The following is a 25,113-nucleotide window of genomic DNA, read 5'->3' as shown; positions in this document are numbered from 1 at the left end:
GCTATAGGCTGAAGTTCAACTCTGCTCACGCGTGCCGGGGGAGGCTTCGCGCTGATCGGCATCTTCGAGATCGGTTCTGACGAGGAATGTATCGGTATATTGGCGCGAGGCCTCTCGCAGTGCCGCGAGATTTGGAGGATTGTTGATTTCGCCCGGTGCGTCGAGTTCATGCTCAGCCAAGGTCCAGTGATGCCGGTGCTGGCCTTCTGGCCTACCGTCCTTTTCCCAGAGCGAATATGCCCTTTTGCGGATCTCCTCTTCGCGGCTGGCTGCCGGCGACCCGCCGGTCTGCCTACCGATGTCGTTTACGGCTCGCCGAGCCGTCTTCTTTCCGCGGCTGTCCGCGGCGGATGGAAATTCCGGCCGGCCGTCGGCCGGGGCTTCGCTTGTCTTGCGTCGTGCTGGGTTTTTCATGAGCGTCTCCTTGAGTATCTCAACCAGCTCGCCCGATCTAAGTTCCAAACAATGGGTACCTTGGTACGGAGGTCCGGCATCCTGCACGGCTGCCGGCCATCCTCCGGATGGACGTCATGCCGTCCCGCATGGCAACACGAGTTGGCAAGGTGAGATAATTGATATACTAGTATGCCAAAATCTCTCCGTTTTGGTATCGTTATGCGGCAGGCATCAGCAATTGAAGTTTTGGTCGCCCCGCCGCAGATTGTCGGCAGGCTGCGGCGGATCACCACCGCCGGCGCCATTTATGAGCGCCTGCATGCCAATATCGTGTCGCTGCGGATGGCGCCTGGCATGTTGCTGCAGGAAAAGCGCATCGCCGACGATTTCGGCGTCAGCCGCACGCCGGTGCGTGAGGCGCTACTCAGGCTTTCCGAAGGCGGGCTGGTCGACATTTACCCACAGTCGGGCACCGTCGTGTCGCGCGTGCCGGTTTCTGCGATTCCCGAGGCGGTCGTCGTGCGCAAGGCGCTCGAAGGCACGACCGTCGAGACTGCTGCTCTCCTCGCCACCGCTGCCGACATTGGCCGTCTCGATGCCATCATCGCCCGGCAGCGGTCGCATGCCGCAACAGGCAATGCCTCGAGTTTCCATGAGGAAGACGAGACCTTTCACGAGGCGATCGCACAGACAGCGGGTTATCCCGGAATCTGGGCGATCCTGAAAACGGTCAAGGTGCAGATCGACCGGGCTCGGCGGCTGACGCTGCCGGTGCTCGGGCGGATGGACACTGTGGTGCACGAACATATGATCATTCGCGATGCGCTCGCCGCCCATGATGCGACGGCTGCACGGCACGCGATGATCCATCACCTGAGCGCCGTCATTCCCGACGTCGACGAGCTGCGCTCGCGTTACCCCGATTATTTCTGCTGATGGCAGACTAAGACACGAAATGAAAAGGCAAGGGAAGGAACAAGGATGCGGCAGGGTTGGAGATGGTTCGGGCCGGAAGCGCCGGTGACGCTGGATGATGTCCGCCAGACGGGTGCGACCAACATCGTCTCTTCGCTCCATCAGGTGCCGATTGGCAGAGCGTGGACGGAAAAGGAAGTGCGCGAGCGCCAGTCTCTGATCGAGACCACGCCTGGCGACCGTTCGCCGCTCGCCTGGTCGGTGGTCGAGAGCATTCCGATTCCCGACGCCGTCAAGCGCAAGGGCGGGGAGGCGACGGCCGAAATCGAGGCGTGGATCGCCAGCCTCGAAGCGGTCGCCGCCTGTGGCATTCCGATCGTCTGCTACAATTTCATGCCGGTGGTCGACTGGACCCGCACCGAGCTCGATTTCGTGACGCCGACGGGCGCCACCGCCATGCGGTTCGATCACGAACGTTTCGCAGCCTTCGATCTCTTCATTCTCGAACGGCCGGATGCGGCGCAGCACTATTCCGGCGATGACCGCGAACGGGCGCGTATCGTCTTCGAAGCCATGTCGGAGGACGAGATCGCCGACATCACCCGCATCATCACCTCGGCTCTGCCGGGTTCGACCACCGAGCCTCTGACCATTCCGGCATTCCGGGAAAAGCTGGTCGCCTATAGCGGTATCGATGCCGCACGGCTGCGCCGGCATCTGATCGAATTCCTGGAGGCGGTGACGCCGGCGGCCGAGGCGCGCGGCGTCAAGCTGACGCTGCACCCCGATGATCCGCCGCGTTCGCTGTTCGGCCTGCCGCGCATCGCCTCGACGGCCGATGACTATGCCGCGCTCTTTGATGCGGTGCCGTCGCCAGCCAACGGCATGTGTTATTGCACCGGCAGCCTCGGCGTGCGCGCCGAAAACGACCTGCCTGCGATCGCCCGGCGTTTCGCGTCGCGCATTCACTTTGCCCATCTGCGCGCCACGAGCCGCGAAGGCGACGGCCGGACCTTCCATGAAAGCGCCCATTTGGAAGGCGACGTCGACATGGTCGCCGTGCTCAGGGAACTGGTTGCGGAAGATCGGCGCCGCAGCGCGCAGGACACGATCGTCTTTCGCTCAGACCATGGTCACCGCATGCTCGACGATCTCGACAAGATCGTCACACCTGGCTACCCCGCCATCGGCCGCATGCGCGGCCTTGCAGAACTTCGCGGCATCCTGCATGCGCTCGACGCGCCGCCGAACTGAGGGCGTTCCGCGGTTTGCAGTGCTGCGCCTTTCAGCAGAAATCATCGCGCTCTGAAGCTTGAGCAACGCTTCAGAGCGCGCAACCCTTCAAAAAAAGATCGGAGCACATCTTCGCCCGAGCCTCAATCGCCTCGATTTTCGGCGGTGGTTCCTGGCGCAGCATTGCGGCGCGCTGCGGCTCCATGATCATCATGCCGCGCAGCATGCCGCAGGCGGCGTGCGGCTCGTCAAGCGCAATCAGGCCGCGGTCGATCTGCTTACGCAGCCAGTCCTCCATCAGCGTATTGGTCCTGACGATGGCTTTCTCATAGAAGGTATTGGCGATCTCGGGAAAACGGTCGGACTCGCTGATGACGAGCCGGGTGACGGTGATCGTATCCAGCGAGAGCGTCAGCATGCCATAGGCCATCAGCATGCGTTCAAGTCCCTGTCTGAGATCGGCCACGGCGAGGGTGCCCGGGTCAAGCGACATGAGAAAGCGCCCCGTGCGCTCCGTGACCATCTCGGAAAAGAGGTCTGCCTTCGTCGGAAACAGGCGATAGAGCGTCTTGGTCGAAACCCCCGCCTCTTGTGCGATCGCAGCGATGCTTGCGGCCGCATAGCCGCTCTCGTGGAACTGCCTGTTGGCCGCCTCGATGATGACGCTTCTCGTATCGTCGTCACAACGCACTTGCGGCCGGCCTCGCGACCTCTTCTCGATTTCGTGATTTTGGACCATCACAATTTTCCAAATTATCGTTGACATCCGTTTTCTAATACATATTTTGGAAAACATCAAGTTTCCAAAACGTATGCCACCGGAATTCAAAGGCCGCGGCCTATAGCGACAGCGACCACTCCCAGGAGAGAGACATGTCCATCAAAACGCTGCAGGCCCTTAACAACAACGCACCTGTGCCAGAAACCACTGCGGAAGCCGCACCCGCAACCCTTGATGCCGGCAATTCGCCGCGCATCGTCGAACCTGCCCTCGTTTCGGAGCCTCCCGTTCGCAAACGCGGCGGTCGCGGATTGTTGCTCGGTGCAACGGCGCTCGTGCTGATTGCCGCTGCCGGCTATTACGGCCACAACTACTGGACCATCGGCCGTTTCGAAGTCTCGACCGACGATGCCTATGTGAAGGCTGACAATACCACCGTCGCCCCGAAAGTGTCGGGCTATATCGCAGAAGTGCTGGTCAGCGATAACCAGATGGTCGAGGCCGGCCAGCCGCTTGCCCGCATCGACGATCGCGATTTCCGCGCCGCCCTCGACCAGGCCGAGGCCGATGTCGCTGCGGCTGAGGCGGTGCTCGACGCCAAACAGGCGTCGCTTGATATTCAGCGCTCTACGATTGCCGCCGCCCGCGCCACGGTCGAAGTCGACAAGGCCAATGAGACCTTTGCCGAACAAAACAACAAGCGCTATGCCAATCTCGCGACCAACGGTTATGCTCCGGTCCAGACGGCGCAGCAGGCGGCCTCTGCCATCGCTGCAGCCCAGGCAACCAACGTTCGCGACAACGCCACGCTCGATGCCGCCGTCAAGCAGGTCGATCTCCTGAATGCCGAACTCGCCCAGGCGAGGGCGACGATTGCCCATGACCGGGCAATCCAGCATCAGGCTGAGCTGAACCTCTCCTATGCAACCATTGCCGCACCTGTCGACGGCACCGTCGGCAACCGCACACTGCGTGTTGGCCAGTATGTCCAGGCCGGCACCCAGCTGATGTCGGTCGTGCCGACGAGCGAGGTCTATGTGATTGCCAACTATAAGGAGACGCAGCTCACCGATGTTCGGGCTGGCCAGCCGGTCAATATCGAGGTCGATACCTTTCCAGGCCGCATCTATCACGGCCACGTCGACAGCCTTGCTCCGGCAAGCGGCCAGGAATTTGCCCTGCTGCCTCCCGACAATGCAACGGGAAATTTCACCAAGGTCGTTCAGCGCATTCCGGTCAAGATCGTGCTTGATGACGAAGCCGCCGATGGCGACCTGCGTCCGGGCATGTCGGTTCAACCGAGCATCGACACCATCGCCGATGCCGACCGCAAATAGGCGCCGGGATCAGGAGATCGTGTCATGTCCACCATCGCAGCAACAGCCGTCGCCACATCGCAGCCCCGGGCCAGCACCCGGGAATGGATCGCCGTTCTCGCCGGGATGATCGGCGCTTTCATGGCGATCCTCAACATCCAGATCACCAACGCCTCCCTCCTCGATATCGAGGGCGGTATCGGAACGGGCGTCGACAACGGTGCCTGGATCTCAACCTCATATCTGATCGGCGAAATCGTCGTCATTCCGCTGACGGCCTATTTCAGCAGCGTCTTTTCATTCCGCCGCTATATCCTCGTTAATTCTATCCTGTTTCCGCTGTTTTCGATCGCCTGCGCCTTCGCCCATGATCTCGGGACGATGATCCTGCTGCGCGGCCTGCAGGGTTTTGCCGGTGGTGTGCTGATCCCGATGGCCTTCACCATGGTGCTGACCAAGCTGCCAAAACCGCAGCAGCCGCTCGGCCTTGCGATCTTTGCGCTCTCGGTCACCTTCGCGCCGGCGATCGGTCCGACCATCGGCGGTTACCTCACCGAAAACTATGGCTGGCAGACCATCTTCTTCATCAACGCCATCCCGAGCGCCATCATGGCCGTAGCGCTCGCTCTGACGCTCGACAAGCAGCCGATGCAGCTCCGCCTGCTCAGGGAAGGCGACTGGGCGGGAATTTTCACCATGGCGATCGGTTTGTCAGCGCTGCAGACGGTTCTCGAGGAAGGCAACAAGGAGGACTGGTTTTCCTCGCCCTTCATCGTCAAGCTCAGCATCCTCGCCTTCGTCTTTCTCGCCGGCTTCATCTGGATCGAGCTCACCGTGAAGAAGCCGCTGGTCAAGCTCAGCCTGCTGACGCAGCGAAATTTCGGCATCGGTGTTGCCGTCAACGTGCTGGTTGGCGTCGCCCTCTTCGGCACCGTCTATATCCTGCCGCAATATCTCGGCCAGGTTCAGCACTACAATGCCGAGCAGATCGGCATGGTGCTGGCTTGGACCGGTTTGCCGCAACTGCTGCTGATCCCGCTTGTTCCGATGATGATGAAGCGCTTCGATGCGCGTTACATCGGCTTCCTCGGCATCTCGATCTTCGCGATCAGCTGCTTCATGAACATCACGCTTTCGGCAAATACCGCCGGCGACCAGTTCTGGATCCCGAACATCGTCCGCGCCATCGGCCAGGCGCTGGTGCTGACGCCGATCACCGCCATTACTACCGCCGGCATCGCAGCCACTGACGCGGCCGCTGCTTCGGGCCTGACCAACATGCTGCGCAATCTCGGGGGCGCCGTCGGCACGGCAACGCTCGGCACGGTGCTGACCAAACGCGAGCAGTTCCACTCGAATATCATCGGCCAGTCGGTCACGCTCTCCCGTGATGAAGTACGCGACCGGCTTGCGCAAACGACCGGCTATTTCATGCAGCACGGCATTTCCGACCCAGCTATCGCCGGGCAGAAGGCCGTTGTCGTTCTCGGGCAGATCGTCAGGCGTCAGGCCCTCATCCTGGGCTTCGCCGATACTTTCGCTGTCATCGGCGTGGTTCTTGCAATTGCTGCCGTCGCCCTGCTGCTCACCCAAAAGCCGCGGGCTGGCGGTGGCGCGGGCGCTCACTGACAACGCCCCTGCGACGGCTGTAAAAGCCTCCTTCGTGCGCCCCCGTCGGGCGCGCGGCTTTCTATTGTAAAATCTCGACGGTAAAGGCGAAGCGAGCGACCGCGCCCGGTGCCAGGATAGTCGTGTAGGGCCGCTTCGAAAGCTCGCTCGAACGTCCAGCCTCCGCGGCCGTTCCGTGCCAGGGCTCGATGCAGAGGAAGGGAGCGCCCGGTTTGGTCCACAGGGCAAGATTGGGCAGATTTTCGAACCGGAATTGCATGGTCGGCCCATTTTCGGCGCCATAAGTTAAGCCTTCGCCTGCCCCTTGCGGAAAGATCATCGCATCCTGGTCGAACATGGCGTGATCGAGCACCAACCGACCGGTATCGAACGGCGAGGGCAGCGTCGCAAGATTGATGAGGCCACCCTGCAGCCGCACAAGCGGCGGCTCGCCCTTATTGTCGAGCGTAACGACATGGGCGTGCCCGGCGGCACCCGGCAGCGGCCAGGCAAAGGCCGAATGGAATCCGAGCCCGAACGGCATCGCCTTCTGATCGCGGTTGGTGACTTCTGCCGCCACCGTCAGCGCGCGGCCCTCAACCGCATGCTCCACCGCCAGCTGAAAATCGAATGGATAAGCCGCCCGGGTGGCCGCCGAGGCGACCAGTTCGTATCGGCACATCGTCGCGGTGGATGCCGCAAGCGCGAATTCGCTGCGGCGGGCAAAACCATGCTGGGCCATCGGATAGATCGTGCCGTCGATTGCTATCTTGTCCTCCGGCGCCTTGCCGACGATCGGAAAAAGGATCGGCGACCGTCCGGTCCAGAAGGCTGGGTCGCCCGTCCACAGCCATGAGCGTCCGTTTCTGGTGGTGAGCGCCTGCATCTCGGCGCCGAGGGAGGAGACGTCGACGGTGAGATGCTGGTTTCCAATCCGGATCGAGCTTGGCATCGCAATTCCCTTTCGCCATGGTTCGGCATCAAGCCATATCTTTCTGGGCCGCTGATTTCCACTCAATAGGTAAGGGAGCCGCTCCCACCATCGCTACGTGTTATTTTGGCACGGCGCCCAATCTGGCGATCACTTCGTTCGGGATGCCATAACGCTGAATGGCGTCGCGGTTGTTCCGCAGCCCGCAGATCTCACGCTGGATGAAGAAGGCCCAGACGGCGTCGGACGCTGCATTGAGAAGTCTCTCGCGTTCCTCGTCACTCTGGTGGTTGGTAGTCCAAGCCCTCAGCGCGGCGAGTGCTGCCTCCACCTTCTGCCCGTGGCGCCCGAGCGTATCGGCGCGTTCCGACGTCAGCTCGTATTCGAGGACGTTGAAGCCGTTTGTATTCTGCTGCGATTGTCTGAGGGACTGCGGCGGGCGGACGCTCATTGGCACGGCTTCTCCTTGGCGCGAGCCACGATACTATCCAATCCCGTTCTAAATTAAAGCAGCGAGCACGATGTCGTCCGAAAACCGCTCACGGGTTTCGGCATCCTCAGGTGATCGAGAGGGGTGGAAACGGGCCTATCCTGTCATTTCCATGCGTGGCATAAGGGCGCCAAAATCTTTTCTTAGGCCCCGCGCAAATCATGATTCGTATCGAGAATATCAGCAAACAACTCAGCCACCGGATTCTCTTCATCGAGGCGTCTGCAGCTCTCAACAGAGGCGAGAAGATCGGTCTCGTCGGCCCGAACGGCGCCGGCAAGACGACGATCTTCCGGATGATCAACGGTGAGGAGCAGCCAGACGAAGGGCAGGTCTCCTGTGAAAAGGGCGTCACCATCGGCTACTTCAACCAGGACGTCGGCGAGATGGCGGGCCACAGTGCCGTCGCCGAGGTGATGAACGGCGCCGGCCCGGTCAGCCTCGTTGCCGGCGAATTGCGTGAGCTTGAGGCGGCCATGGCCGATCCCGAGCAGGCCGACGACATGGACAAGATCATCGAGCGCTACGGCGAGGTGCAGGCGCGCTACGAGGAACTGGACGGTTATGCGCTCGAAGGACGCGCCCGCGAAGTGCTCGCCGGCCTGAGCTTCAGCCAGGAGATGATGGACGGCGATGTCGGCGCCCTGTCGGGCGGTTGGAAGATGCGCGTGGCGCTCGCTCGCATCCTGCTCATGCGTCCCGATGTCATGCTGCTCGACGAGCCGAGCAACCATCTGGATCTCGAAAGCCTGATCTGGCTGGAGGAGTTCCTGAAAGGCTACGAGGGCGCTCTGCTGATGACCTCGCATGACCGCGAGTTCATGAACCGGATCATCACTAAGATCATCGAGATCGATGGCGGCACGCTGACGACCTATTCGGGTGATTACGAATTCTACGAGCAGCAGCGGGCGCAGAACGAAAAGCAGCAGCAGGCCCAATTCGAACGCCAGCAGGCGATGCTCGCCAAGGAAATCAAGTTCATCGAGCGGTTCAAGGCGCGCGCCTCGCATGCCTCGCAGGTGCAGAGCCGCGTCAAGAAGCTGGAAAAGATCGACCGGGTGGAGCCGCCCAAGCGCCGTCAGGTGGTCTCCTTCGAGTTTCAGCCGGCGCCGCGATCCGGCGAAGATGTGATCAACCTCAAGAACGTGCACAAGAAATACGGCAGTCGAAGCATCTATGAAGGACTGGATTTCATGGTGCGGCGCCGGGAACGCTGGTGCATCATGGGCATCAACGGCGCCGGCAAGTCGACACTGCTGAAGCTGGTGACGGGGACCGCCGAGCCCGATGAAGGCAGCGTCGCTCTCGGCGCCAGCGTCAAGATGGGATATTTCGCCCAGCACGCCATGGATATTCTCGACGGCGAGCACACCGTCTTCCAGTCGCTGGAAGACCGGTTCCCACAGGCGGGGCAGGGGCCTTTGCGGGCGCTCGCCGGATGTTTCGGCTTCTCCGGCGACGATGTCGAGAAGCGCTGCCGTGTATTGTCCGGCGGCGAGAAGGCGCGGCTGGTCATGGCCATTATGCTGTTCGACCCGCCGAATCTGCTCGTGCTTGACGAGCCGACGAACCATCTCGACCTCGACACCAAGGAGAGGCTGATCAAGGCGCTGTCGCAATATGAGGGCACCATGCTGTTCGTCTCGCACGACCGGCATTTCCTGGCGGCACTCTCCAACCGGGTGCTGGAGCTGACGCCGGACGGCGTGCATCAATATGGCGGCGGCTACACGGAATATGTGGCGCGCACCGGCCACGAGGCGCCGGGTCTCAGGAGCTGACGATTATTTTTCCCGGCATGTCGAAACCGGCAGGCTCGAAGCGACCAGCAGAAAGCCGGCCATCGATATCGGTGGACGATCGAAGCAACGGAGGAGAAATGCCCATGAGGTTGGATAGGATCGAGGTCATCACCCTGTTCGTCGACGATATTGACGCGGCGAGGGCATTCTACCAAAAGGTCTTTGCCGCCGATGTCGTCTATCAGGACGCTGTCTGCTCGGTGCTGAAATTTTCGGGGACGATGGTCAACCTTCTCAAGGGTACGGAAGCGCCGCAGCTGGTCGATCCGTCACCGGTGGCGGCATCCGGTTCGGGCAGTCGCGTCTTGCTGACGATCAAGGTCGATGATGTCGACGGGGTCTGCGCGGACCTGCGCAAACTCGGGATCATGCTGCTCAATGGTCCGATCGATCGTCCATGGGGCCGCCGTACGGCGGCCTTTGCCGATCCGTCCGGCCATGTCTGGGAGGTCGCGCAGGAACTGCGCTAACGTTGCAACTAAAGCCTTGGCAGGCCGCTTCCTTCACGCGACGGGCGTGATTCGGCAGGTATTGCCACGATGATGACCAAATTCCGTGGTGTTCGGAGCCCTCTTCATGCAATCGGGGACGAGCATCGGCATGGACTGGATCAATCGCTATATCGATCAGCCGCTACTGCACGGCGCGGCGGGCTTGCTGCGCACTTGGCATCTCCGCACGCGGCAACCGCCGGAGCTGTTGGAGCCGACATGGAATCTCGTCGTGCTCTCCTTTCTCCTGATCGCCAGCGGGCAGGTCATGACTGGCAAACCTTTCGCGCTCAGTGTCGCCGCGCTGCTCATGCTGGCGCTGCCATCAGCACGAAAACTGCATTCGGCGCTGAAAGCGACGGGAGGAGGTTATGGCGCCCGGCAATACAAGTCGCTGCGAGCGCGCGCCATCGCCAAACGTGAGGCGGAGTGGTCGGTGCGGATCATCGTCCTGTTCGCCTCCGCCTGCCTTCCCTTCATCGCCCGCATCGACGATCCGGTGGGAGCCTATTTCATGCTGGGAGCAAGCATCTGGTTCGTGCTGACCGGGCCGCTCAAGGCCTATCTCGATGCGGCCGAGCCTCCCGAGCCGAATGAAGGCGACCGGATGGTCAGCGGCGCTTTTCATTTCGGCTGAACAAATCCGATGCGACGTCGCATGTGCCGGCCGTGAGACGGGCAGGGAACCAAATGGGGCGGCCTCCGTTATCTCCGCAGCAACGTAAAAGGAGATTGCGATGCTTTATTACGCTCTGGTGTTTCTCGTTGTGGCCTTGATTGCCGGCGTCCTCGGATTTGGCGGTATAGCAGGAGCTTCAGCTTCCATTGCCCAGGTTCTGTTCTTCATTTTCCTGGTGTTGTTCGTCGTGTCGCTCGTCATGCGCTTTATGCGAAGAGTATAGCGCGAATAGAACAAATATAAAAACCCGGCGAACACATCGCCGGGTTTTTCTGTATCGACCCATCCGCTTTGACGTTTCGCTTCGGCCGATCCGGTCGTCGTGGTTCGGGTCGGCCAAAATGAATCGATACCGTCCGCAGAAAGTCGACGGCGATCAGGATCGTGCCTTTCCGGCAACCATTCCTGACAACATCATGAAATAACCGGATGGCGCGAATTAGTGCCTTCGAAATGTCCCAATGGGAGCTGAACCGTAAGCGTGTTTGTCGCTTGCGCATCTTCTGCGCTCTGACAGGCGACGTGAAGATGGTACCGGATCGGGATCGTTTTGCAGTTCCGTCCGTTATCTATTGCCGAATCTGGTGGCGAGTAGCCGGGTATGCTCGTCACGATTTGAGAAGGAGAGACTTATGGACAAAATTTTTGCGAAGGCACTTGCCGCGGTATCGTTGACGCTGGCCGGCGCTGGGGCGGTCAATGCCGCCGACCTCGTAACCAGGACGTATGAAGAGCCGGACCTGCGCAATGGTGTCAAGATCGGTTACCTCACCTGCGATATCGGTGGCGGTACAGGTTATGTGCTCGGTTCATCCAAGGAAGCCGATTGCATCTTCCAGTCAACCGTCGGCAACGAGCTGTCGGATCGTTATACTGGCGAGATGAGAAAGCTCGGCATCGACCTCGGCTTTACCACCCGCAGCCGCCTGATCTGGGCCGTGTTCGCGCCGACCGCCGGTTATCACCGCGGATCGCTCGCCGGCCTCTATGTCGGCGCTACCGCCGAAGCGACGCTCGGGGCCGGTGTCGGCGCCAATCTCCTGATTGGCGGAACCTCTGGCTCGATCCATCTGCAGACGGTCAGCCTGACCGGCCAGCTTGGCCTCAACGTTGCGGCCGGCAGTGCGTCGATGACGCTGACAGCCGCGAACTGATATGCCTTTGGGCGCCCCGCGATGCGGCAGGGCGCCACCCCTTTGAAGGGCGATTTTACGCGCCGATATGCCCCCGGCCGGATCACGACATGATGGATATTCGAACGGCAACGCCCGACGAGGATGAGATCCTGGTGGGGCACCATCTGAAGATCTGGGACAGCTATGGCACGCCGCCGGAACACTACAGGCCCGATGCGGCGGCGCGGATCTTGTCTTTCATCAGAAGCGGACGCGAGGAGCGGCGTCTGACTTCGTTCCTTGCTATCGTCGACGGTGAAATCGCCGGTTCCGCGTCGTGCCAGATGCACCAATCACCATTTCCGGAGATCATCCAGCCGGAACAGCGACTGCATGGCTACATCTGGTCTGTCTATGTCGCCGACGCCTTCCGCCGGCGCGGCATCGCGTTGGCGCTGACCAACAAGGCTATTGATTATCTGAAGTCTATCGGCTGCACGACGGCCGTCATCCACGCCTCGGATGCCGGTGAGCCCGTTTACCGGGCCGCCGGGTTTGAACTGGCGAAGGAAATGCGCCTGCAGTTTCCGGCGGAGTAACGGCCTGGCGGCTACTACAGTGCAGCGAGGAAGCCGATGACGCGGCTCCATGTCAGTTCGGCCGTAGCTGCATCGTGATCCGGCAGCGTCGGATCGGTGTAGAGATGACCGGCGCCGGAATATTTGAAGATCTCCGCGGCGATGCTCGACCGGGCCGCTGCCGCTTGCCAGGTTTCAACCTCTTCCCTGGGCGCGAATCGATCCGGATCGGCAAGATGGATCTGGACGGGAAGGCCCCGGCGCGCGTTGTCCGGAATTTCAGCGAGGCCTTGAAGCAGCAGCATGCCTGCCATCTGCGGCCGCTTCGGCCAAAGATGTGCGGAGACGCCGGCACTCATCGAAAATCCGCCGAGCACGGCAGAGGCAGGCAGCGCAGCGACCGCCTTTTCTGCGCGCTGGCAAAGAGTGGACCACCCGATCGCCTCTTTCAGTTCGAAGCCCTCTTCGATCGATCGGGCGACCTTGCCCGTATAGAGATCCGGCGTGAATACTTGATGCCCAGCCGCCCGCAGGCGCTCTGCTGCATCGCGCTCAAGTGACCGGAGTCCATAAACCGAATGAAACAGCACCACCGTTGCCATCACTAAATCTCCTCAATCGGTGCGGCGAACGTCGCCACTTACCTTCCGCTTACGCTTTCGATCGGCCGGGTGCGATAAAAGCGGCGATCGTCGCCTCGTCATGGCCTGCCTCGCGTAGGAAGCGACTGGCGAATTCGATGGCGGGGCTTCTGAGCGCATCGTCCGGCCGAATAAGGTGGAAGGCCACATGATTGTCGAGCGTCCGCTCCGACACGGCGACGACGCGCCCGGCCGCAAGCGCGGCATCCGACAGCGGCGGCCGGGCGAGAGCGATGCCGAGCCCTTGTAGACAGGCATCGACGACGAGATTGTAATCCTCGAAGCGACGGTCGTGGCCGCGTGGCGTGTAGTCGACGCCCTCGCGCGCAAGCCAGCGACGCCAGCCTTCGATATTGGAGTCGTGCAGGATCGGCAGGTCGAGCAGCGAAACAGCATCGCAGCGCTGGCCGAGCCGGTCTGCCAGGGCCGGGGCGGCGATCGGATACGACTTCTCCTGCCAGAGCGACAGGGCGCGCACGCCGGCCCACGGCCCTTTGCCGCAGCGGATGGCAAGGTCCGTGCCTTCGCCGAAATCCGCCAGCCGGTGTTCGAGCGTCAACTCGACATGCAGCTCGTTTCCTTCGAGCTTCGGCAGACGCTGAAACAGCCACAACGAGGCGACCGAGGGCGTCACCGAAAGGCGCACCACCGCCCTATTGCGGCGAGGCAGCCAGCGTTCGCCGCTATTGCCGAGCAGGGCAAGCGCTTCCTCCGCCCGCGCGAAAAACCGCATGCCCTCCGGCGTCAGCCGCACGCCTCTGGCTTCGCGGGCAAACAGCCGCACCCCCATCCAGCGCTCGAGGCGCGAGACCTGCCGCGACACCGCGCCATGCGTGATGCCGCTTTCCTCGGCCGCGGCCGAAAACGATCCAAGCCGGGCGGCGCGGGCAAAGGTCTCGAGCGTATCGAGCGGCGGAAGCACGGGCGAGCTGTGAACCATAGACACATTTGATCATCGATTGCGATGCTTTTCAAGCACGCATCGAAGGCCTAATCCATTGTCGAAGAACAAATGGAGGCGAAAATGAGCATGGCGGCAAGCACACCGATTTCGACGAAACAGCAGGGCGGGTTCGATCTGGTCGCCTTCGGCGCGATCCTCGTCACAATCCTCTTCTGGGCGTCCTCTTTCGTGGTGATCCGCATCTGTCTCGGACCACTGACGCCGATCGAACTGGCGACCGCGCGGTATGTGGCAGCCGGCGCCATCGCTCTGGTCTACCTCGTGATCTACCGGCCGTTGCCGGAAAAACGCGATTTCGTCCGCCTTTCCATCGCTGCGGTGCTCTTCATCGCCGCTTATGCGGTTCTGTTGAACACCGGTGAGCAGACGGTTGCGGCAGGGCCGGCGAGCTTCATCATCAACACCATGCCCGTCTTCACCGCCCTCATCGCCACGTTCGCGCTCGGCGAGCGCTTCGGCCGCTGGGGCTGGGCCGGCACTGCCATATCCTTCGGCGGTGTGGCGCTGATTGCGGTTGCCTCCGACGGCGGCTTCAAGCTTGATCCGAATGCCGTCCTCATCCTCGGCGCAGCACTTTGCTCGGCGATCGCCAGCGTGCTGCAGAAGCCGCTGCTCGGCCGGATGCCGGCGCTTGCCGTCACCGCCTGGATCCTGCTGATCGGTTCCGTGCCGCTGTTTCCGGCCGCACCGGCGACGATTCAGGCGCTGGCCGCCGCCCCGGCGGAGGTGAACTGGGGCGTTGCCTATCTCGTCATCTTCCCGACTGCGATCGGCTACCTCACCTGGGCGATCGCGCTGAAGCGGCTGACGGCCGCCCGCGCTTCGAACTTTCTCTATGGCGTTCCGCCCGTCGCCACGCTGATCGGTTTCCTCTGGCTGGGTGAGACGCCGACGGCGCTTGGCGCGGTCGGTGGCGTCATGGCGATCCTCGGTGTGCTCGTCGTCAATGTGATGCGGAAACGATAGCAGCAAATTCGCCCCGGAAGGTGATCAGGTGACAGATAGGCATTGCGCAGGCGTTCGCTTTCTTTAAAACGAAAGTAGATCGAAAGGTGCGTGCTCATGTTCTTGACCGACCGGCAAACTGAAATCGTGGCGATAGCGAAATCGAGCGGCAGGGTCCTGGTCGAGGAGCTCGCTTCCCGCTTTTCAGTGACACCGCAGACGATCCGCAAGGACCTGAACGATCTCTGCGATGCGCAGGTGCTGACGCGTATCCACGGCGGCGCGACATTCCCGAGCGGGACCGAGAACGTCAAATACGAGGCGCGGCGGCAGATCGCCGCGTCCGAGAAACAGGCGATCGGCATGGCCGCGGTCGAGCTGATCCCGAGCGGGGCCTCGCTCTTCATCAATATCGGAACGACGACCGAGGCGGTGGGCGAGGCGCTCGCCGAGCATCACGAGCTGATGGTGATTACAAATAATATCAATGTTGCCAATAGGTTACGTCTGCTGCCCGCAATCGAGGTGGTGATCGCCGGCGGTGTGGTGCGCGGTTCGGATGGCGGGATCGTCGGCGAGGCGGCAGTCGATTTCATCCGCCAGTTCAAGGTCGACTATGCCGTGATCGGGGCTTCGGCGATCGACGTGGATGGCGCGCTTCTCGACTATGATTTTCGCGAAGTCAAGGTCGCACAGGCGATCATCGCCAACGCCCGGCATGTCATTCTGGTTGCGGATTCGACGAAGTTCGAACGCACCGCTCCAGTCAGGATCGGCCAACTTTCCCAAGTTCATACCTTCATCACCGACCATTGTCCGGTGCCGTCGATCCGCAATCTCTGCCTCGAAAACAATGTAAAGCTGATCGAAACGAACGGCAGGTTTCGCTAAAGCATGATGCCGGCACTGTTCTGAATTTCCGCCGCGAAACATTCGTTTGACATTCGTATCTCTTTCGTTTTAACTGACTTCACTTTCGCAATTGCGTGAGTTTTGTGCGATGCGAAATCCGCAGCAGGCTCGGAGGGGATATTGGGCCGGGAGATACACGACATATTCGTCATCGGGGGCGGCATCAACGGCTGCGGCATTGCGCGCGATGCTGTTGGGCGCGGTTATTCCGTGGCGCTGGCGGAGATGAACGACTTCGCCTCGGGCACCTCGTCTGGCGCCACCAAGCTCATTCATGGCGGCCTGCGTTATCTCGAGCATTACGAGTTCCGCCTAGTGCGGGAATCGCTGATGGAGCGCGAGATCCTCTGGGCGATGGCGCCGCACATCATCTGGCCGCTGCGTTTCGTGCTGCCCTACCATAAGGGCGGCATCCGGCCGGCCTGGCTGATCCGGCTCGGCCTCTTCCTTTACGACCATCTCGGCGGCCGTAAGCTGTTGCCGGCGACATCGGTGCTCGACATGCGCCGCGATCCGGCCGGCAAGCCGCTGAAGGCGCTATTTGCCAAGGCCTTCGAATATTCCGACGGCTGGGTCGATGATGCCCGCATGGTGGTGCTGAACGCCCGCGACGCCGCCGACAAGGGGGCGACCATCATGCCGCGCACCAAAGTGGTGTCGGCAAGGCGCGAGAACGACCTCTGGCACATCGAGACCACCGATACGGTCACCGGCCGCAATGACAACCATCAGGCCCGCATGCTGGTCAATGCTGCCGGTCCGTGGGTCGACCATGTCATCCGTTCCGCCTTCGGCCAGAACGAGGCTCACCATGTCCGCCTTGTCCAGGGCAGCCATATCGTGGTGAAGAAAAAGTTTGACGGTCCACGCGCCTATTTCTTTCAGAATCCCGACAACCGCATCATCTTTGCCATTCCTTACGAGGGCGACTTTACGCTGATCGGCACCACCGACCGCGATTACACCGCCGATCCCAAGGATGTTCGGATCTCCGAGGAAGAGACCATCTATCTGTGCAATGCGGCGTCGGAATATTTCAAGGAGCCGGTCAGGCCGGAGGATATCGTCTGGGCCTATTCCGCAGTCAGGCCGCTTTATGACGACGGTGCCTCGAAGGCGCAGGAGGCGACGCGTGACTATGTGTTGAAGCTGGACGGCGAGGGGAGTAGCGCACCGCTACTCAACGTCTTCGGCGGCAAGCTCACCACCTATCGCCGGCTTTCCGAACACGCGCTGGAGAAGATCGGCGCTGCGATCGGCGTCAAGGGTGCCCCGTGGACGGCCAAGAGCCATCTGCCAGGCGGCGACTTCCCGGTCCGGGGTTACGAGGGGCAGGTCGCCGATCTGAAGCGGCTTTATCCGTTCCTCGCCGATCAACATGCCCGCCGGCTGGTTCGCCGTTACGGGACGAGGGTCAAGGCGCTGCTCGGCGAAGCCCGCGGCGTCGACGATTTGGGACGGCTGTTCGGCGGCGACCTCTACGAGGCCGAGGTCACCTATCTCGTCAAACAGGAATGGGCCCGGCACGCCGAAGACGTGCTGTGGAGGAGAACAAAGGATGGTCTGCGCCTTTCGAGGGAGCAGGCTCAGTCACTGGAGGAGTACATGGCTGCCATGCCGGCGATGGCCGGATAAGGGCAACATGTGGTCCCCGATGCGTGGAGGCACGGGAATCGGAATGCTGGAACTGCGGAAGGCCGCAAAGATGGTGGGAGGGGACTATCATATCCACCCGACCGATCTTGTTTTTGAAAGAGGAACGCTAAACGTTCTGCTTGGGCCGACATTGTCGGGCAAGACCTCGTTGATGCGTCTGATGGCCGGCCTTGATCGGCCGACAACCGGCACGATCCATTTTGATGGTGCTGACGTGACAGCTATGCCTGTCCAGAAGCGCAACATCGCCATGGTCTATCAGCAGTTCATCAATTATCCGGCATTGACGGTCTACGAGAATATTGCCTCGCCGCTGCGGATTGCCGGCAAGGATGCCAAGATCATCGATCTGGAGGTGCGCAAGGCTGCCGAACTTCTGAAACTCGGGCCTTATCTCGATCGCACGCCGCTCAACCTCTCCGGCGGCCAGCAGCAGCGCACCGCACTTGCCCGGGCACTCGTGAAGAATGCGAGCCTTGTTTTGATGGACGAGCCGCTTGCCAACCTCGACTACAAGCTGCGTGAGGAGCTGCGGCAGGAATTGCCGCGCATCTTCGCGCAGTCCGGCGCGATCTTCGTCTATGCCACGACGGAACCGTCCGAAGCCTTGTTGCTGGGCGGCAATACGGCAGCGCTCAGCGAGGGCCGGATCACGCAGTTCGGCCCGACGATCGAGGTCTATCGCAATCCGCTCGATCTGACGACGGCGAAAACCTTTGCCGATCCGCCGCTGAATTTTATTGATCTGGTCAAATCGGAAGGCAATTTCCTGCGCGATGGCGCGGTGATTTTTGCCGTGCCGCCGCATCTTCAGAACGTGCCGGACGGGCCGGCAACCATAGCGTTTCACCCGCATCATCTTGCACCAACCGCCCAGACGGCTGGTTCGGCGCGGATGACGGCGCGAACACAGGTTTCGGAGATCACCGGCTCGGAAAGTTTTGTTCATCTGCAATTTGCCGGCACCCGCTGGGTGATGCTTGCGCACGGCATCCACAATATCGACCCGGACACGGACATCTCCGTTTTCATCGATACGCGCCACCTGATGGCGTTCGGCGCGGACGGCCGGGCGATCACCACCGCCAGGCAAGGGGGCTAGGAGAAGATCATGGCACGTATCACCCTCGATCATATTCGCCATGCCTATGGGCCGAACCCGAAGAGCGAGAAGGACTACGCTCTCAAGGAAGTGCACCATGAGTGGAACGATGGCGGCGCTTATGCACTGCTCGGGCCTTCGGGCTGCGGAAAGACCTCGCTGCTCAATATCATTTCGGGCCTCATTCAGCCGTCCGAAGGGCGGATTCTCTTCGACGGGCAGGATGTTACGAACCTGCCGACACAGCAGCGAAATATCGCGCAAGTATTCCAGTTCCCGGTCATCTACGACACGATGACGGTCTACGACAACCTCGCCTTTCCTCTGCGCAACCGCGGCGTGGCCGAGGCGGATGTCGACCGGCGCGTCCGCGAAATCCTCGAGATGATCGATCTTGCCGGCTGGGCCAAGCGGCGCGCGCGCGGCTTGACGGCGGACCAAAAGCAGAAGATTTCGCTCGGCCGCGGCCTCGTGCGCTCGGATGTGAACGCGATTCTCTTTGACGAGCCGCTCACTGTTATCGATCCGCATATGAAATGGGTGCTGCGATCGCAGCTGAAGCGGCTGCACAAGCAGTTCGGTTTTACCATGGTCTATGTCACGCATGACCAGACGGAGGCGCTGACCTTCGCCGACAAAGTCGTGGTGATGTATGATGGCGAGATCGTGCAGATCGGCACGCCGGCCGAACTCTTCGAGCGTCCGAGCCATACCTTCGTCGGCTACTTCATCGGTTCGCCGGGCATGAACTTCATGCCGGCCAAGGTAGAGGGCAGTACGGTTCGGGTCGGCGAGCACGCGCTAACGCTCGGCTATGCGCCAAAGACTTCGGCAGCGGCCAAGGTAGAGCTTGGAATCCGGCCCGAGTTTATCCGGGTCGGCCGTGAGGGTATGCCTGTGACGGTCAGCAAGGTGGAAGATATCGGCCGGCAGAAGATCGTCCGCGCGCAGTTCGCCGGCCAGCCGATCGCGATCGTCATTCCCGAGGACGAGGAAATTCCGGCCGATCCCCGGGTGACCTTCGAGCCATCAGCTATCAGTATCTATGCCGACTCTTGGCGCGCCGGACCGGAGGCTTGATCATGGAAAAAACCTGGAACAACAAAGCCTGGTTTCTGGTTCTGCCGGTCCTCGTGCTGGTGGCTTTCTCGGCTGTCATTCCCTTGATGACGGTTGTGAACTATTCCGTTCAGGACACTTTCGGAAACAACCAGTTCTTCTGGAACGGAACGGACTGGTTTACCGAAATCCTGCATTCCGACCGATTCTGGGCCGCCCTGCAGCGAAACCTGATTTTTTCGTTGATCATTCTCGCGCTGGAGATTCCGCTCGGTATCTTCATTGCGCTCAACATGCCGAAATCAGGCATCGGCGTGCCGGTATGCCTGGTTCTGATGGCACTGCCGCTGTTGATCCCATGGAACGTGGTCGGCACGATCTGGCAGGTGTTCGGCCGCAACGACATTGGTTTGTTCGGTTATTACGTCAACGCCATCGGCATCGATTACAACTATGTGCAGGATCCGCTCGACGCCTGGGTGACGATCATCATCATGGATGTCTGGCACTGGACGAGCCTGGTCGTCTTGCTCTGCTATGCCGGCCTCGTTTCCATTCCAGATGCTTTCTATCAGGCAGCCAAGATCGACGGTGCGTCCCGTTGGGCAGTGTTCCGCTATATCCAGCTGCCCAAGATGAAGCGCGTTCTTCTGATCGCCGTGCTGCTGCGTTTCATGGATAGTTTCATGATCTACACCGAGCCTTTTGTCGTCACGGGTGGCGGTCCGGGCAACTCGACCACTTTCCTGTCGATCGATCTGGTCAAGACCGCCCTCGGACAGTTTGATCTCGGTCCGGCAGCTGCCATGTCGCTGGTTTATTTCCTGATCATCCTGCTGCTTTCGTGGGTGTTCTACACCGTCATGACCAGCCACGACGCGGAGAATTGAAATGAGCGTCTCCAACGAAACGACATCGAGCCGAAACATCCCAGGCGTTACCAGTGTCGCAAGCGGGCTCTCCGCCGATGAAGTCGGCCGTCTGATGCGCCGGCGCGGCGAGGAATCGCGCTGGTGGTGGCTGGTTCCGACGATCTATATCATCGTGCTCCTGCTGCCGATCTATTGGCTCGTCAACATGAGCTTCAAGACCAATGCGGAAATCGTCAATTCTCTGACGCTTTATCCTCATAACCCGACGATCGCCAATTACGTGACGATCTTCACGGAGAAGGCGTGGTATTCCGGCTATATCAATTCAATCAGCTATGTCGTCATGAACATGGTGATCTCGGTGGCAGCTGCGCTGCCGGCGGCCTATGCCTTCTCCCGATATCGGTTCCTCGGCGACAAGCATCTGTTCTTCTGGTTGCTGACCAACCGGATGGCGCCGCCGGCAGTCTTTGCCCTGCCGTTCTTCCAGCTCTACTCGGCCTTTGGACTCATCGATACGCACATCGCCGTGGCCTTGGCGCATTGCCTCTTCAACGTACCGCTGGCGGTCTGGATCCTTGAAGGCTTCATGTCCGGCGTGCCGAAGGAAATCGACGAGACGGCCTATATCGATGGCTACTCGTTCCCGCGGTTCTTCCTGAAGATCTTCACGCCGCTGATTGCGAGCGGGATAGGTGTCGCCTGTTTCTTCTGCTTCATGTTCTCTTGGGTCGAGTTGCTGATCGCACGAACCCTGACGACAACCGACGCGAAGCCGATCGCCGCCACCATGACCCGCACCGTCTCTGCATCCGGCATGGATTGGGGCCTGCTGGCCGCCGCGGGCGTTCTGACCCTTATCCCGGGGGCGCTGGTGATCTGGTTTGTGCGCAATTACATCGCAAAGGGCTTCGCCCTGGGGAGAGTTTGATGAGCTTTTCGCTTCCCGATTTTTCATGGATGGCGTGGACATGGCCGACGGCCGCTTTCTTCATCGTCATCGCATTGCTGCTGATCGGCATGGGGATATGGGAATATGCGGTGCCGGGCGGCAATCCGCGGATCGGAATCCTGCGCTTCGAGACGACGCGCGGTGACCGGCTTTTCCTTTCGCTACTCGGCGCAGCGTTCATTCATCTTGCATGGCTTGGGCTCGGTGGGCCCAACCTGTGGTGGGCTCTTGCCATCTCCGTGGTCTACGCCATCGGCGTGTTCCGTTACGTGTGACGGCAAAGTGAAGACAGATGGCCGGGGGTCCTTGGCCGCCTGAGACGTGACTGCAATCGCAAACCCTGGGAGGATATTATGCGACGGCACTTATTGACGACGACAGCAGGCTTGCTGCTGGCGATGACCGCGTCGGCCTATGCCGGCATGGACGAGGCTAAGACTTTTCTGGACAAAGAGATCGGCGACGTGTCGACGCTCTCTCGCGCCGACCAGGAAAAGGAAATGCAGTGGTTCATCGATGCTGCGAAGCCTTTGCAGGGTATGGACATCAAGGTTGTCTCGGAAACCTTGACCACCCACCAGTATGAGTCCCAGGTTCTGGCTCCGGCCTTTACTGCGATTACCGGGATCAAGGTCACCCACGACGTCATTCAAGAGGGCGACGTTGTCGAGAAGATCCAGACACAGATGCAGACCGGACAGAACCTTTATGACGGCTGGGTCAACGACTCCGACTTGATCGGTACGCATTGGCGCTATCAGCAGGTGCGCAACCTGACCGACTGGATGGCCGGCGAAGGCAAGGACGTTACAAACCCCGGCCTCGATATCAACGACTTCATCGGTACCAAGTTCACGACGGCACCGGACAAGAAGCTCTACCAGCTTCCCGACCAGCAATTCGCCAACCTCTATTGGTTCCGCTACGACTGGTTCAACGACGAGAAGAACAAGGCCGATTTCAAGGCGAAATATGGCTACGATCTCGGCGTTCCGGTCAACTGGTCGGCCTATGAGGACATTGCCGAATTCTTTACCGGCCGTGACGTGAACGGCAAGAAGGTCTTCGGCCACATGGACTACGGCAAGAAGGACCCGTCGCTCGGCTGGCGCTTCACCGACGCCTGGCTTTCGATGGCCGGCAATGGTGACAAGGGTCTGCCGAACGGTCTTCCGGTCGACGAATGGGGTATCAAGGTCGACGAGAAGTCGCGTCCTGTCGGCTCGTGCGTCGCGCGCGGCGGTGACACCAATGGCCCGGCTTCCGTCTACTCGATCCAGAAGTATCTCGATTGGTTGAAGGCCTACGCACCGCCGGAAGCTCAGGGCATGACCTTCTCGGAATCCGGTCCGGTTCCGGCACAGGGTAACGTCGCGCAGCAGATCTTCTGGTACACGGCCTTTACAGCAGACATGGTCAAGCCTGGCCTGCCTGTTATGAATGAGGACGGTACGCCGAAATGGCGCATGGCACCGAGCCCGCATGGCGTTTACTGGAAAGACGGCATGAAGCTTGGTTATCAGGACGTCGGTTCCTGGACGCTGATGAAATCGACCCCGACGGACCGTGCAAAAGCCGCGTGGCTCTATGCACAGTTCGTGACCTCCAAGACGGTTGACGTGAAGAAGAGCCAGCTCGGTCTCACCTTCATCCGCGAATCCACCATTCGCGACAAGAGCTTTACGGAGCGCGCTCCGAAGCTCGGCGGCCTGATCGAGTTCTATCGTTCGCCCGCCCGCGTCCAGTGGTCGCCAACCGGTACCAACGTTCCCGACTATCCGAAGCTGGCTCAGCTTTGGTGGCAGGCTATCGGTGACGCCGCTGCCGGCGCCAAGACACCGCAGGAAGCCATGGATTCTCTTTGCGGCGAGCAGGAGAAGGTTATGGGACGTATCGAGAAATCGGGCGTCCAGGGTGATATCGGTCCGAAACTCGCCGAGGAGCATGATCTCGCCTATTGGAACGCGGATGCGGTGAAGAAGGGCAACCTTGCGCCGCAGCTGAAGATCGAGAACGAGAAGGAAAAACCGGTCACGGTCAACTACGACGAACTCGTCAAGAGCTGGCAGTCGAAGTAAGGCGGACCCGGCCGGAAGCGACGGGGCTTCCGGCCATCACTTCCTGCCACCGGCAACAAGCCGGTGGCACCCACAATCTTTCTCTCATGAAACGTCCGCGTCCTGCTGTCCTCGGCAGGAGCGGTTTCGTGCGAGCCGGAGACGGATATGAGCGGCTATATTCTTTCAATCGACCAGGGCACGACATCGTCGCGCGCAATCATCTTCGATGGCGACATGAAAACGGTCGGCTCGGCCCAGGCGGAGATCACCCAATATTATCCGCAACCCGGATGGGTGGAGCACGACGCCACCGAAATCTGGCGATCCGTCGTTGATACTGTGCGCAGGGCGATTACCGATGCCGGTATTGATGCCGCCGACATTGCCGCGATCGGCATTACTAATCAGCGCGAGACCGCGGTCGTCTGGGACCGCAGGTCCGGAAAGCCGCTGCACCGCGCGATCGTCTGGCAGGACAGGCGCACCGCGGAAATGTGTGATAGCCTGAAGGCAGACGGCTACGAGAAGCTGTTCAGCGCCAAGACCGGGCTGCTGCTCGACCCCTATTTCTCCGGAACAAAGCTGCGCTGGCTGCTCGACAATGTCGATGGCCTGCGTGAGAAGGCCGAGGCCGGCGATGTCTGCTTCGGCACGATCGACAGCTGGCTGACCTACAATCTGACTGATGGACGCGTGCATGCCACCGACGCGACCAATGCGTCGAGAACGCTGCTCTATAATATCGATGACGGTGCCTGGGACGAGGAGCTTCTCGGCATTCTCCGCATTCCGGCCGCCATGCTTCCTGACGTGCGGGAATGTGCCGATGATTTCGGCCGCGTCGACAAGGCGCTGTTCGGCGCGGAACTTCCGATCCTCGGGGTCGCCGGCGACCAGCAGGCGGCGGGGATGGGCAATGCCTGCTTCGAGCCCGGCATGATGAAATCCACCTACGGTACCGGCTGCTTTGCCCTGTTGAACACCGGCCGGGATCGTGTTTCCTCCTCCAACCGGATGCTGACGACGATCGCCTATCGGCTCGATGGCGAGACGACCTATGCGCTCGAAGGCTCGATCTTCATCGCCGGTGCCGCCGTGCAATGGCTGCGCGACGGCCTCGGCATCATCGGCCAGGCATCCGAGGCGGGAGTGCTTGCCGCCAAGGCCGATCCCGGACAGCAGGTCTACATCGTTCCGGCCTTCACCGGCCTCGGCGCCCCCTACTGGGATCCGGCCGCGCGCGGCGCGATCTTCGGTCTGACGCGAAACAGCGGGCCGGCGGAATTCGCCCGCGCCGTGCTTGAATCCGTCGCCTACCAGACGCTCGATCTGCTGGTGGCGATGAAGAAGGACTGGGGCGTCAACCAGCTGGAAACGGTGTTGCGCGTCGATGGCGGCATGGCGGCTTCGGATTGGACGATGCAGTGCCTGGCCGACATGACCGGAAACCCTGTCGACCGCTCGGCGATCCGCGAGACGACGGCGCTGGGCGCAGCCTGGCTCGCCGGCTCGAAAGCCGGTATCTGGCCAGGCAAACGGGATTTTGCGCAGGCCTGGGCCTGCGACCGCCGTTTCAGCCCTTCGATGGATGAGACCGAGCGGCAGGGCAAGATCATCGGCTGGAAGAATGCCGTATCGCGAATGATTTCCGACACCTCAGTGGGGTAGAACA

General features: G+C 60.9%; 25 protein-coding genes and 1 pseudogene. 20 read left to right on the top strand and 6 right to left on the bottom strand.

Annotated elements, in window-relative coordinates:
• Positions 1–15: 15 nt before the first annotated feature.
• On the bottom strand, positions 16–414 hold the full coding sequence (locus HJB83_RS00930; protein ID WP_221131153.1) for a DUF2934 domain-containing protein: 399 nt from the start codon (positions 412–414) through the stop codon (positions 16–18).
• A gap of 201 nt (positions 415–615) precedes the next feature.
• Between HJB83_RS00930 and HJB83_RS00925 the strand changes: the two genes are divergently transcribed.
• Together HJB83_RS00925 and uxuA are read left to right on the top strand one after the other, a co-directional pair.
• Positions 616–1,332, top strand: coding sequence for a GntR family transcriptional regulator (locus HJB83_RS00925; RefSeq protein WP_221131152.1), 717 nt, complete (start codon positions 616–618; stop codon positions 1,330–1,332).
• 45 nt (positions 1,333–1,377) lie between these two features.
• Positions 1,378–2,565 (top strand): mannonate dehydratase, encoded by a 1,188-nt coding sequence (gene uxuA / locus HJB83_RS00920; RefSeq protein WP_221116229.1) that lies wholly within the window; start codon positions 1,378–1,380, stop codon positions 2,563–2,565.
• Between the two features lie 70 nt (positions 2,566–2,635).
• Here uxuA and HJB83_RS00915 read toward each other — a convergent pair whose 3' ends face one another.
• Positions 2,636–3,283, bottom strand: a complete 648-nt coding sequence (locus HJB83_RS00915; RefSeq protein WP_207585836.1) for a TetR/AcrR family transcriptional regulator — start codon at positions 3,281–3,283, stop codon at positions 2,636–2,638.
• A gap of 134 nt (positions 3,284–3,417) precedes the next feature.
• Here HJB83_RS00915 and HJB83_RS00910 point away from each other — a divergent pair, with 134 nt between their 5' ends.
• Both HJB83_RS00910 and HJB83_RS00905 read left to right on the top strand, forming a co-directional pair.
• Entirely contained in the window at positions 3,418–4,602 is a 1,185-nt protein-coding gene (locus tag HJB83_RS00910; RefSeq protein ID WP_207585835.1) for an HlyD family secretion protein, read from the top strand.
• Positions 4,603–4,626: 24 nt separating this feature from the next.
• A complete protein-coding gene (locus HJB83_RS00905) occupies positions 4,627–6,210 on the top strand; it encodes a DHA2 family efflux MFS transporter permease subunit (protein WP_207585834.1) in 1,584 nt (527 codons plus the stop codon).
• A 61-nt stretch (positions 6,211–6,271) separates the two neighbouring features.
• Here HJB83_RS00905 and HJB83_RS00900 read toward each other — a convergent pair whose 3' ends face one another.
• Together HJB83_RS00900 and HJB83_RS00895 are read right to left on the bottom strand one after the other, a co-directional pair.
• Complete coding sequence (locus tag HJB83_RS00900; RefSeq protein WP_221131151.1) at positions 6,272–7,141, bottom strand: aldose 1-epimerase family protein; 870 nt, start codon at positions 7,139–7,141, stop codon at positions 6,272–6,274.
• Between the two features lie 100 nt (positions 7,142–7,241).
• Positions 7,242–7,571: a DUF6665 family protein gene (locus HJB83_RS00895; protein ID WP_221131149.1), complete on the bottom strand. Its 330-nt coding sequence runs from the start codon at positions 7,569–7,571 to the stop codon at positions 7,242–7,244.
• A 200-nt stretch (positions 7,572–7,771) separates the two neighbouring features.
• Here HJB83_RS00895 and HJB83_RS00890 point away from each other — a divergent pair, with 200 nt between their 5' ends.
• From HJB83_RS00890 to HJB83_RS00865, 6 genes and pseudogenes are all read left to right on the top strand, one after another.
• Positions 7,772–9,394, top strand: a complete 1,623-nt coding sequence (locus tag HJB83_RS00890; protein WP_221131147.1) for an ABC-F family ATP-binding cassette domain-containing protein — start codon at positions 7,772–7,774, stop codon at positions 9,392–9,394.
• 98 nt (positions 9,395–9,492) lie between these two features.
• Complete coding sequence (locus tag HJB83_RS00885; protein WP_221131146.1) at positions 9,493–9,885, top strand: VOC family protein; 393 nt, start codon at positions 9,493–9,495, stop codon at positions 9,883–9,885.
• 69 nt (positions 9,886–9,954) lie between these two features.
• Positions 9,955–10,543 (top strand): annotated as a pseudogene (locus HJB83_RS00880) (hypothetical protein).
• Between the two features lie 100 nt (positions 10,544–10,643).
• A complete protein-coding gene (locus HJB83_RS00875; protein ID WP_003571841.1) occupies positions 10,644–10,808 on the top strand; it encodes a DUF1328 domain-containing protein in 165 nt (54 codons plus the stop codon).
• A gap of 409 nt (positions 10,809–11,217) precedes the next feature.
• A complete protein-coding gene (locus HJB83_RS00870) occupies positions 11,218–11,739 on the top strand; it encodes a DUF992 domain-containing protein (protein ID WP_221131145.1) in 522 nt (173 codons plus the stop codon).
• Positions 11,740–11,831: 92 nt separating this feature from the next.
• Positions 11,832–12,299 (top strand): GNAT family N-acetyltransferase, encoded by a 468-nt coding sequence (locus tag HJB83_RS00865; RefSeq protein WP_207585920.1) that lies wholly within the window; start codon positions 11,832–11,834, stop codon positions 12,297–12,299.
• Between the two features lie 14 nt (positions 12,300–12,313).
• On the opposite strand, the gene HJB83_RS00860 is transcribed toward HJB83_RS00865, so the two are convergent.
• Together HJB83_RS00860 and HJB83_RS00855 are read right to left on the bottom strand one after the other, a co-directional pair.
• Positions 12,314–12,880 carry a dienelactone hydrolase family protein gene (locus tag HJB83_RS00860; RefSeq protein ID WP_221131144.1) on the bottom strand — a complete coding sequence of 189 codons (567 nt, stop codon included), beginning with the start codon at positions 12,878–12,880 and terminating at the stop codon, positions 12,314–12,316.
• Between the two features lie 49 nt (positions 12,881–12,929).
• Positions 12,930–13,859, bottom strand: coding sequence for a LysR family transcriptional regulator (locus HJB83_RS00855; RefSeq protein ID WP_221131143.1), 930 nt, complete (start codon positions 13,857–13,859; stop codon positions 12,930–12,932).
• 72 nt (positions 13,860–13,931) lie between these two features.
• Here HJB83_RS00855 and HJB83_RS00850 point away from each other — a divergent pair, with 72 nt between their 5' ends.
• From HJB83_RS00850 to glpK, 10 genes are all read left to right on the top strand, one after another.
• The gene (locus HJB83_RS00850; protein ID WP_221116234.1) at positions 13,932–14,849 is read left to right on the top strand and encodes a DMT family transporter; all 918 of its coding nucleotides are present in this window, start codon (positions 13,932–13,934) and stop codon (positions 14,847–14,849) included.
• A 96-nt stretch (positions 14,850–14,945) separates the two neighbouring features.
• Positions 14,946–15,719 (top strand): DeoR/GlpR family DNA-binding transcription regulator, encoded by a 774-nt coding sequence (locus tag HJB83_RS00845; RefSeq protein ID WP_207585826.1) that lies wholly within the window; start codon positions 14,946–14,948, stop codon positions 15,717–15,719.
• 141 nt (positions 15,720–15,860) lie between these two features.
• On the top strand, positions 15,861–17,375 hold the full coding sequence (gene glpD, locus HJB83_RS00840; protein ID WP_221116235.1) for a glycerol-3-phosphate dehydrogenase: 1,515 nt from the start codon (positions 15,861–15,863) through the stop codon (positions 17,373–17,375).
• 43 nt (positions 17,376–17,418) lie between these two features.
• Entirely contained in the window at positions 17,419–18,498 is a 1,080-nt protein-coding gene (locus HJB83_RS00835) for an ABC transporter ATP-binding protein (RefSeq protein WP_207585825.1), read from the top strand.
• A gap of 9 nt (positions 18,499–18,507) precedes the next feature.
• On the top strand, positions 18,508–19,578 hold the full coding sequence (locus tag HJB83_RS00830) for an ABC transporter ATP-binding protein (protein WP_207585824.1): 1,071 nt from the start codon (positions 18,508–18,510) through the stop codon (positions 19,576–19,578).
• 2 nt (positions 19,579–19,580) lie between these two features.
• On the top strand, positions 19,581–20,447 hold the full coding sequence (locus tag HJB83_RS00825; protein WP_007637179.1) for a carbohydrate ABC transporter permease: 867 nt from the start codon (positions 19,581–19,583) through the stop codon (positions 20,445–20,447).
• Position 20,448: 1 nt separating this feature from the next.
• Positions 20,449–21,360 carry a carbohydrate ABC transporter permease gene (locus tag HJB83_RS00820; protein ID WP_207585823.1) on the top strand — a complete coding sequence of 304 codons (912 nt, stop codon included), beginning with the start codon at positions 20,449–20,451 and terminating at the stop codon, positions 21,358–21,360.
• Positions 21,360–21,656 carry a DUF2160 domain-containing protein gene (locus tag HJB83_RS00815; RefSeq protein ID WP_164011166.1) on the top strand — a complete coding sequence of 99 codons (297 nt, stop codon included), beginning with the start codon at positions 21,360–21,362 and terminating at the stop codon, positions 21,654–21,656. Before HJB83_RS00820 ends, HJB83_RS00815 begins: the two co-directional genes overlap by 1 nt.
• Positions 21,657–21,734: 78 nt before the next feature.
• The gene (locus tag HJB83_RS00810) at positions 21,735–23,459 is read left to right on the top strand and encodes an ABC transporter substrate-binding protein (protein ID WP_221131142.1); all 1,725 of its coding nucleotides are present in this window, start codon (positions 21,735–21,737) and stop codon (positions 23,457–23,459) included.
• Positions 23,460–23,606: 147 nt separating this feature from the next.
• A complete protein-coding gene (gene glpK / locus HJB83_RS00805) occupies positions 23,607–25,109 on the top strand; it encodes a glycerol kinase GlpK (protein ID WP_221131141.1) in 1,503 nt (500 codons plus the stop codon).
• Positions 25,110–25,113 lie beyond the last annotated feature (4 nt).

Source organism: Rhizobium sp. NZLR11 (genome assembly GCF_019685115.1).
Taxonomy (GTDB): Bacteria; Pseudomonadota; Alphaproteobacteria; order Rhizobiales; family Rhizobiaceae; genus Rhizobium.
This window is presented reverse-complemented; position numbering and strand designations above follow the sequence as displayed.

What these genes read in the sequence shown, in the direction of transcription:
- HJB83_RS00930 (WP_221131153.1), bottom strand. Translation starts at nt 414, where the DNA reads ATGAAAAACCCAGCACGACGCAAGACAAGCGAAGCCCCGGCCGACGGC.
- HJB83_RS00925 (WP_221131152.1), top strand. Translation starts at nt 616, where the DNA reads ATGCGGCAGGCATCAGCAATTGAAGTTTTGGTCGCCCCGCCGCAGATT.
- uxuA (WP_221116229.1), top strand. Translation starts at nt 1,378, where the DNA reads ATGCGGCAGGGTTGGAGATGGTTCGGGCCGGAAGCGCCGGTGACGCTG.
- HJB83_RS00915 (WP_207585836.1), bottom strand. Translation starts at nt 3,283, where the DNA reads ATGGTCCAAAATCACGAAATCGAGAAGAGGTCGCGAGGCCGGCCGCAA.
- HJB83_RS00910 (WP_207585835.1), top strand. Translation starts at nt 3,418, where the DNA reads ATGTCCATCAAAACGCTGCAGGCCCTTAACAACAACGCACCTGTGCCA.
- HJB83_RS00905 (WP_207585834.1), top strand. Translation starts at nt 4,627, where the DNA reads ATGTCCACCATCGCAGCAACAGCCGTCGCCACATCGCAGCCCCGGGCC.
- HJB83_RS00900 (WP_221131151.1), bottom strand. Translation starts at nt 7,141, where the DNA reads ATGCCAAGCTCGATCCGGATTGGAAACCAGCATCTCACCGTCGACGTC.
- HJB83_RS00895 (WP_221131149.1), bottom strand. Translation starts at nt 7,571, where the DNA reads ATGAGCGTCCGCCCGCCGCAGTCCCTCAGACAATCGCAGCAGAATACA.
- HJB83_RS00890 (WP_221131147.1), top strand. Translation starts at nt 7,772, where the DNA reads ATGATTCGTATCGAGAATATCAGCAAACAACTCAGCCACCGGATTCTC.
- HJB83_RS00885 (WP_221131146.1), top strand. Translation starts at nt 9,493, where the DNA reads ATGCCCATGAGGTTGGATAGGATCGAGGTCATCACCCTGTTCGTCGAC.
- HJB83_RS00875 (WP_003571841.1), top strand. Translation starts at nt 10,644, where the DNA reads ATGCTTTATTACGCTCTGGTGTTTCTCGTTGTGGCCTTGATTGCCGGC.
- HJB83_RS00870 (WP_221131145.1), top strand. Translation starts at nt 11,218, where the DNA reads ATGGACAAAATTTTTGCGAAGGCACTTGCCGCGGTATCGTTGACGCTG.
- HJB83_RS00865 (WP_207585920.1), top strand. Translation starts at nt 11,832, where the DNA reads ATGGATATTCGAACGGCAACGCCCGACGAGGATGAGATCCTGGTGGGG.
- HJB83_RS00860 (WP_221131144.1), bottom strand. Translation starts at nt 12,880, where the DNA reads ATGGCAACGGTGGTGCTGTTTCATTCGGTTTATGGACTCCGGTCACTT.
- HJB83_RS00855 (WP_221131143.1), bottom strand. Translation starts at nt 13,859, where the DNA reads ATGGTTCACAGCTCGCCCGTGCTTCCGCCGCTCGATACGCTCGAGACC.
- HJB83_RS00850 (WP_221116234.1), top strand. Translation starts at nt 13,932, where the DNA reads ATGGAGGCGAAAATGAGCATGGCGGCAAGCACACCGATTTCGACGAAA.
- HJB83_RS00845 (WP_207585826.1), top strand. Translation starts at nt 14,946, where the DNA reads ATGTTCTTGACCGACCGGCAAACTGAAATCGTGGCGATAGCGAAATCG.
- HJB83_RS00835 (WP_207585825.1), top strand. Translation starts at nt 17,419, where the DNA reads ATGCTGGAACTGCGGAAGGCCGCAAAGATGGTGGGAGGGGACTATCAT.
- HJB83_RS00830 (WP_207585824.1), top strand. Translation starts at nt 18,508, where the DNA reads ATGGCACGTATCACCCTCGATCATATTCGCCATGCCTATGGGCCGAAC.
- HJB83_RS00825 (WP_007637179.1), top strand. Translation starts at nt 19,581, where the DNA reads ATGGAAAAAACCTGGAACAACAAAGCCTGGTTTCTGGTTCTGCCGGTC.
- HJB83_RS00820 (WP_207585823.1), top strand. Translation starts at nt 20,449, where the DNA reads ATGAGCGTCTCCAACGAAACGACATCGAGCCGAAACATCCCAGGCGTT.
- HJB83_RS00815 (WP_164011166.1), top strand. Translation starts at nt 21,360, where the DNA reads ATGAGCTTTTCGCTTCCCGATTTTTCATGGATGGCGTGGACATGGCCG.
- HJB83_RS00810 (WP_221131142.1), top strand. Translation starts at nt 21,735, where the DNA reads ATGCGACGGCACTTATTGACGACGACAGCAGGCTTGCTGCTGGCGATG.
- glpK (WP_221131141.1), top strand. Translation starts at nt 23,607, where the DNA reads ATGAGCGGCTATATTCTTTCAATCGACCAGGGCACGACATCGTCGCGC.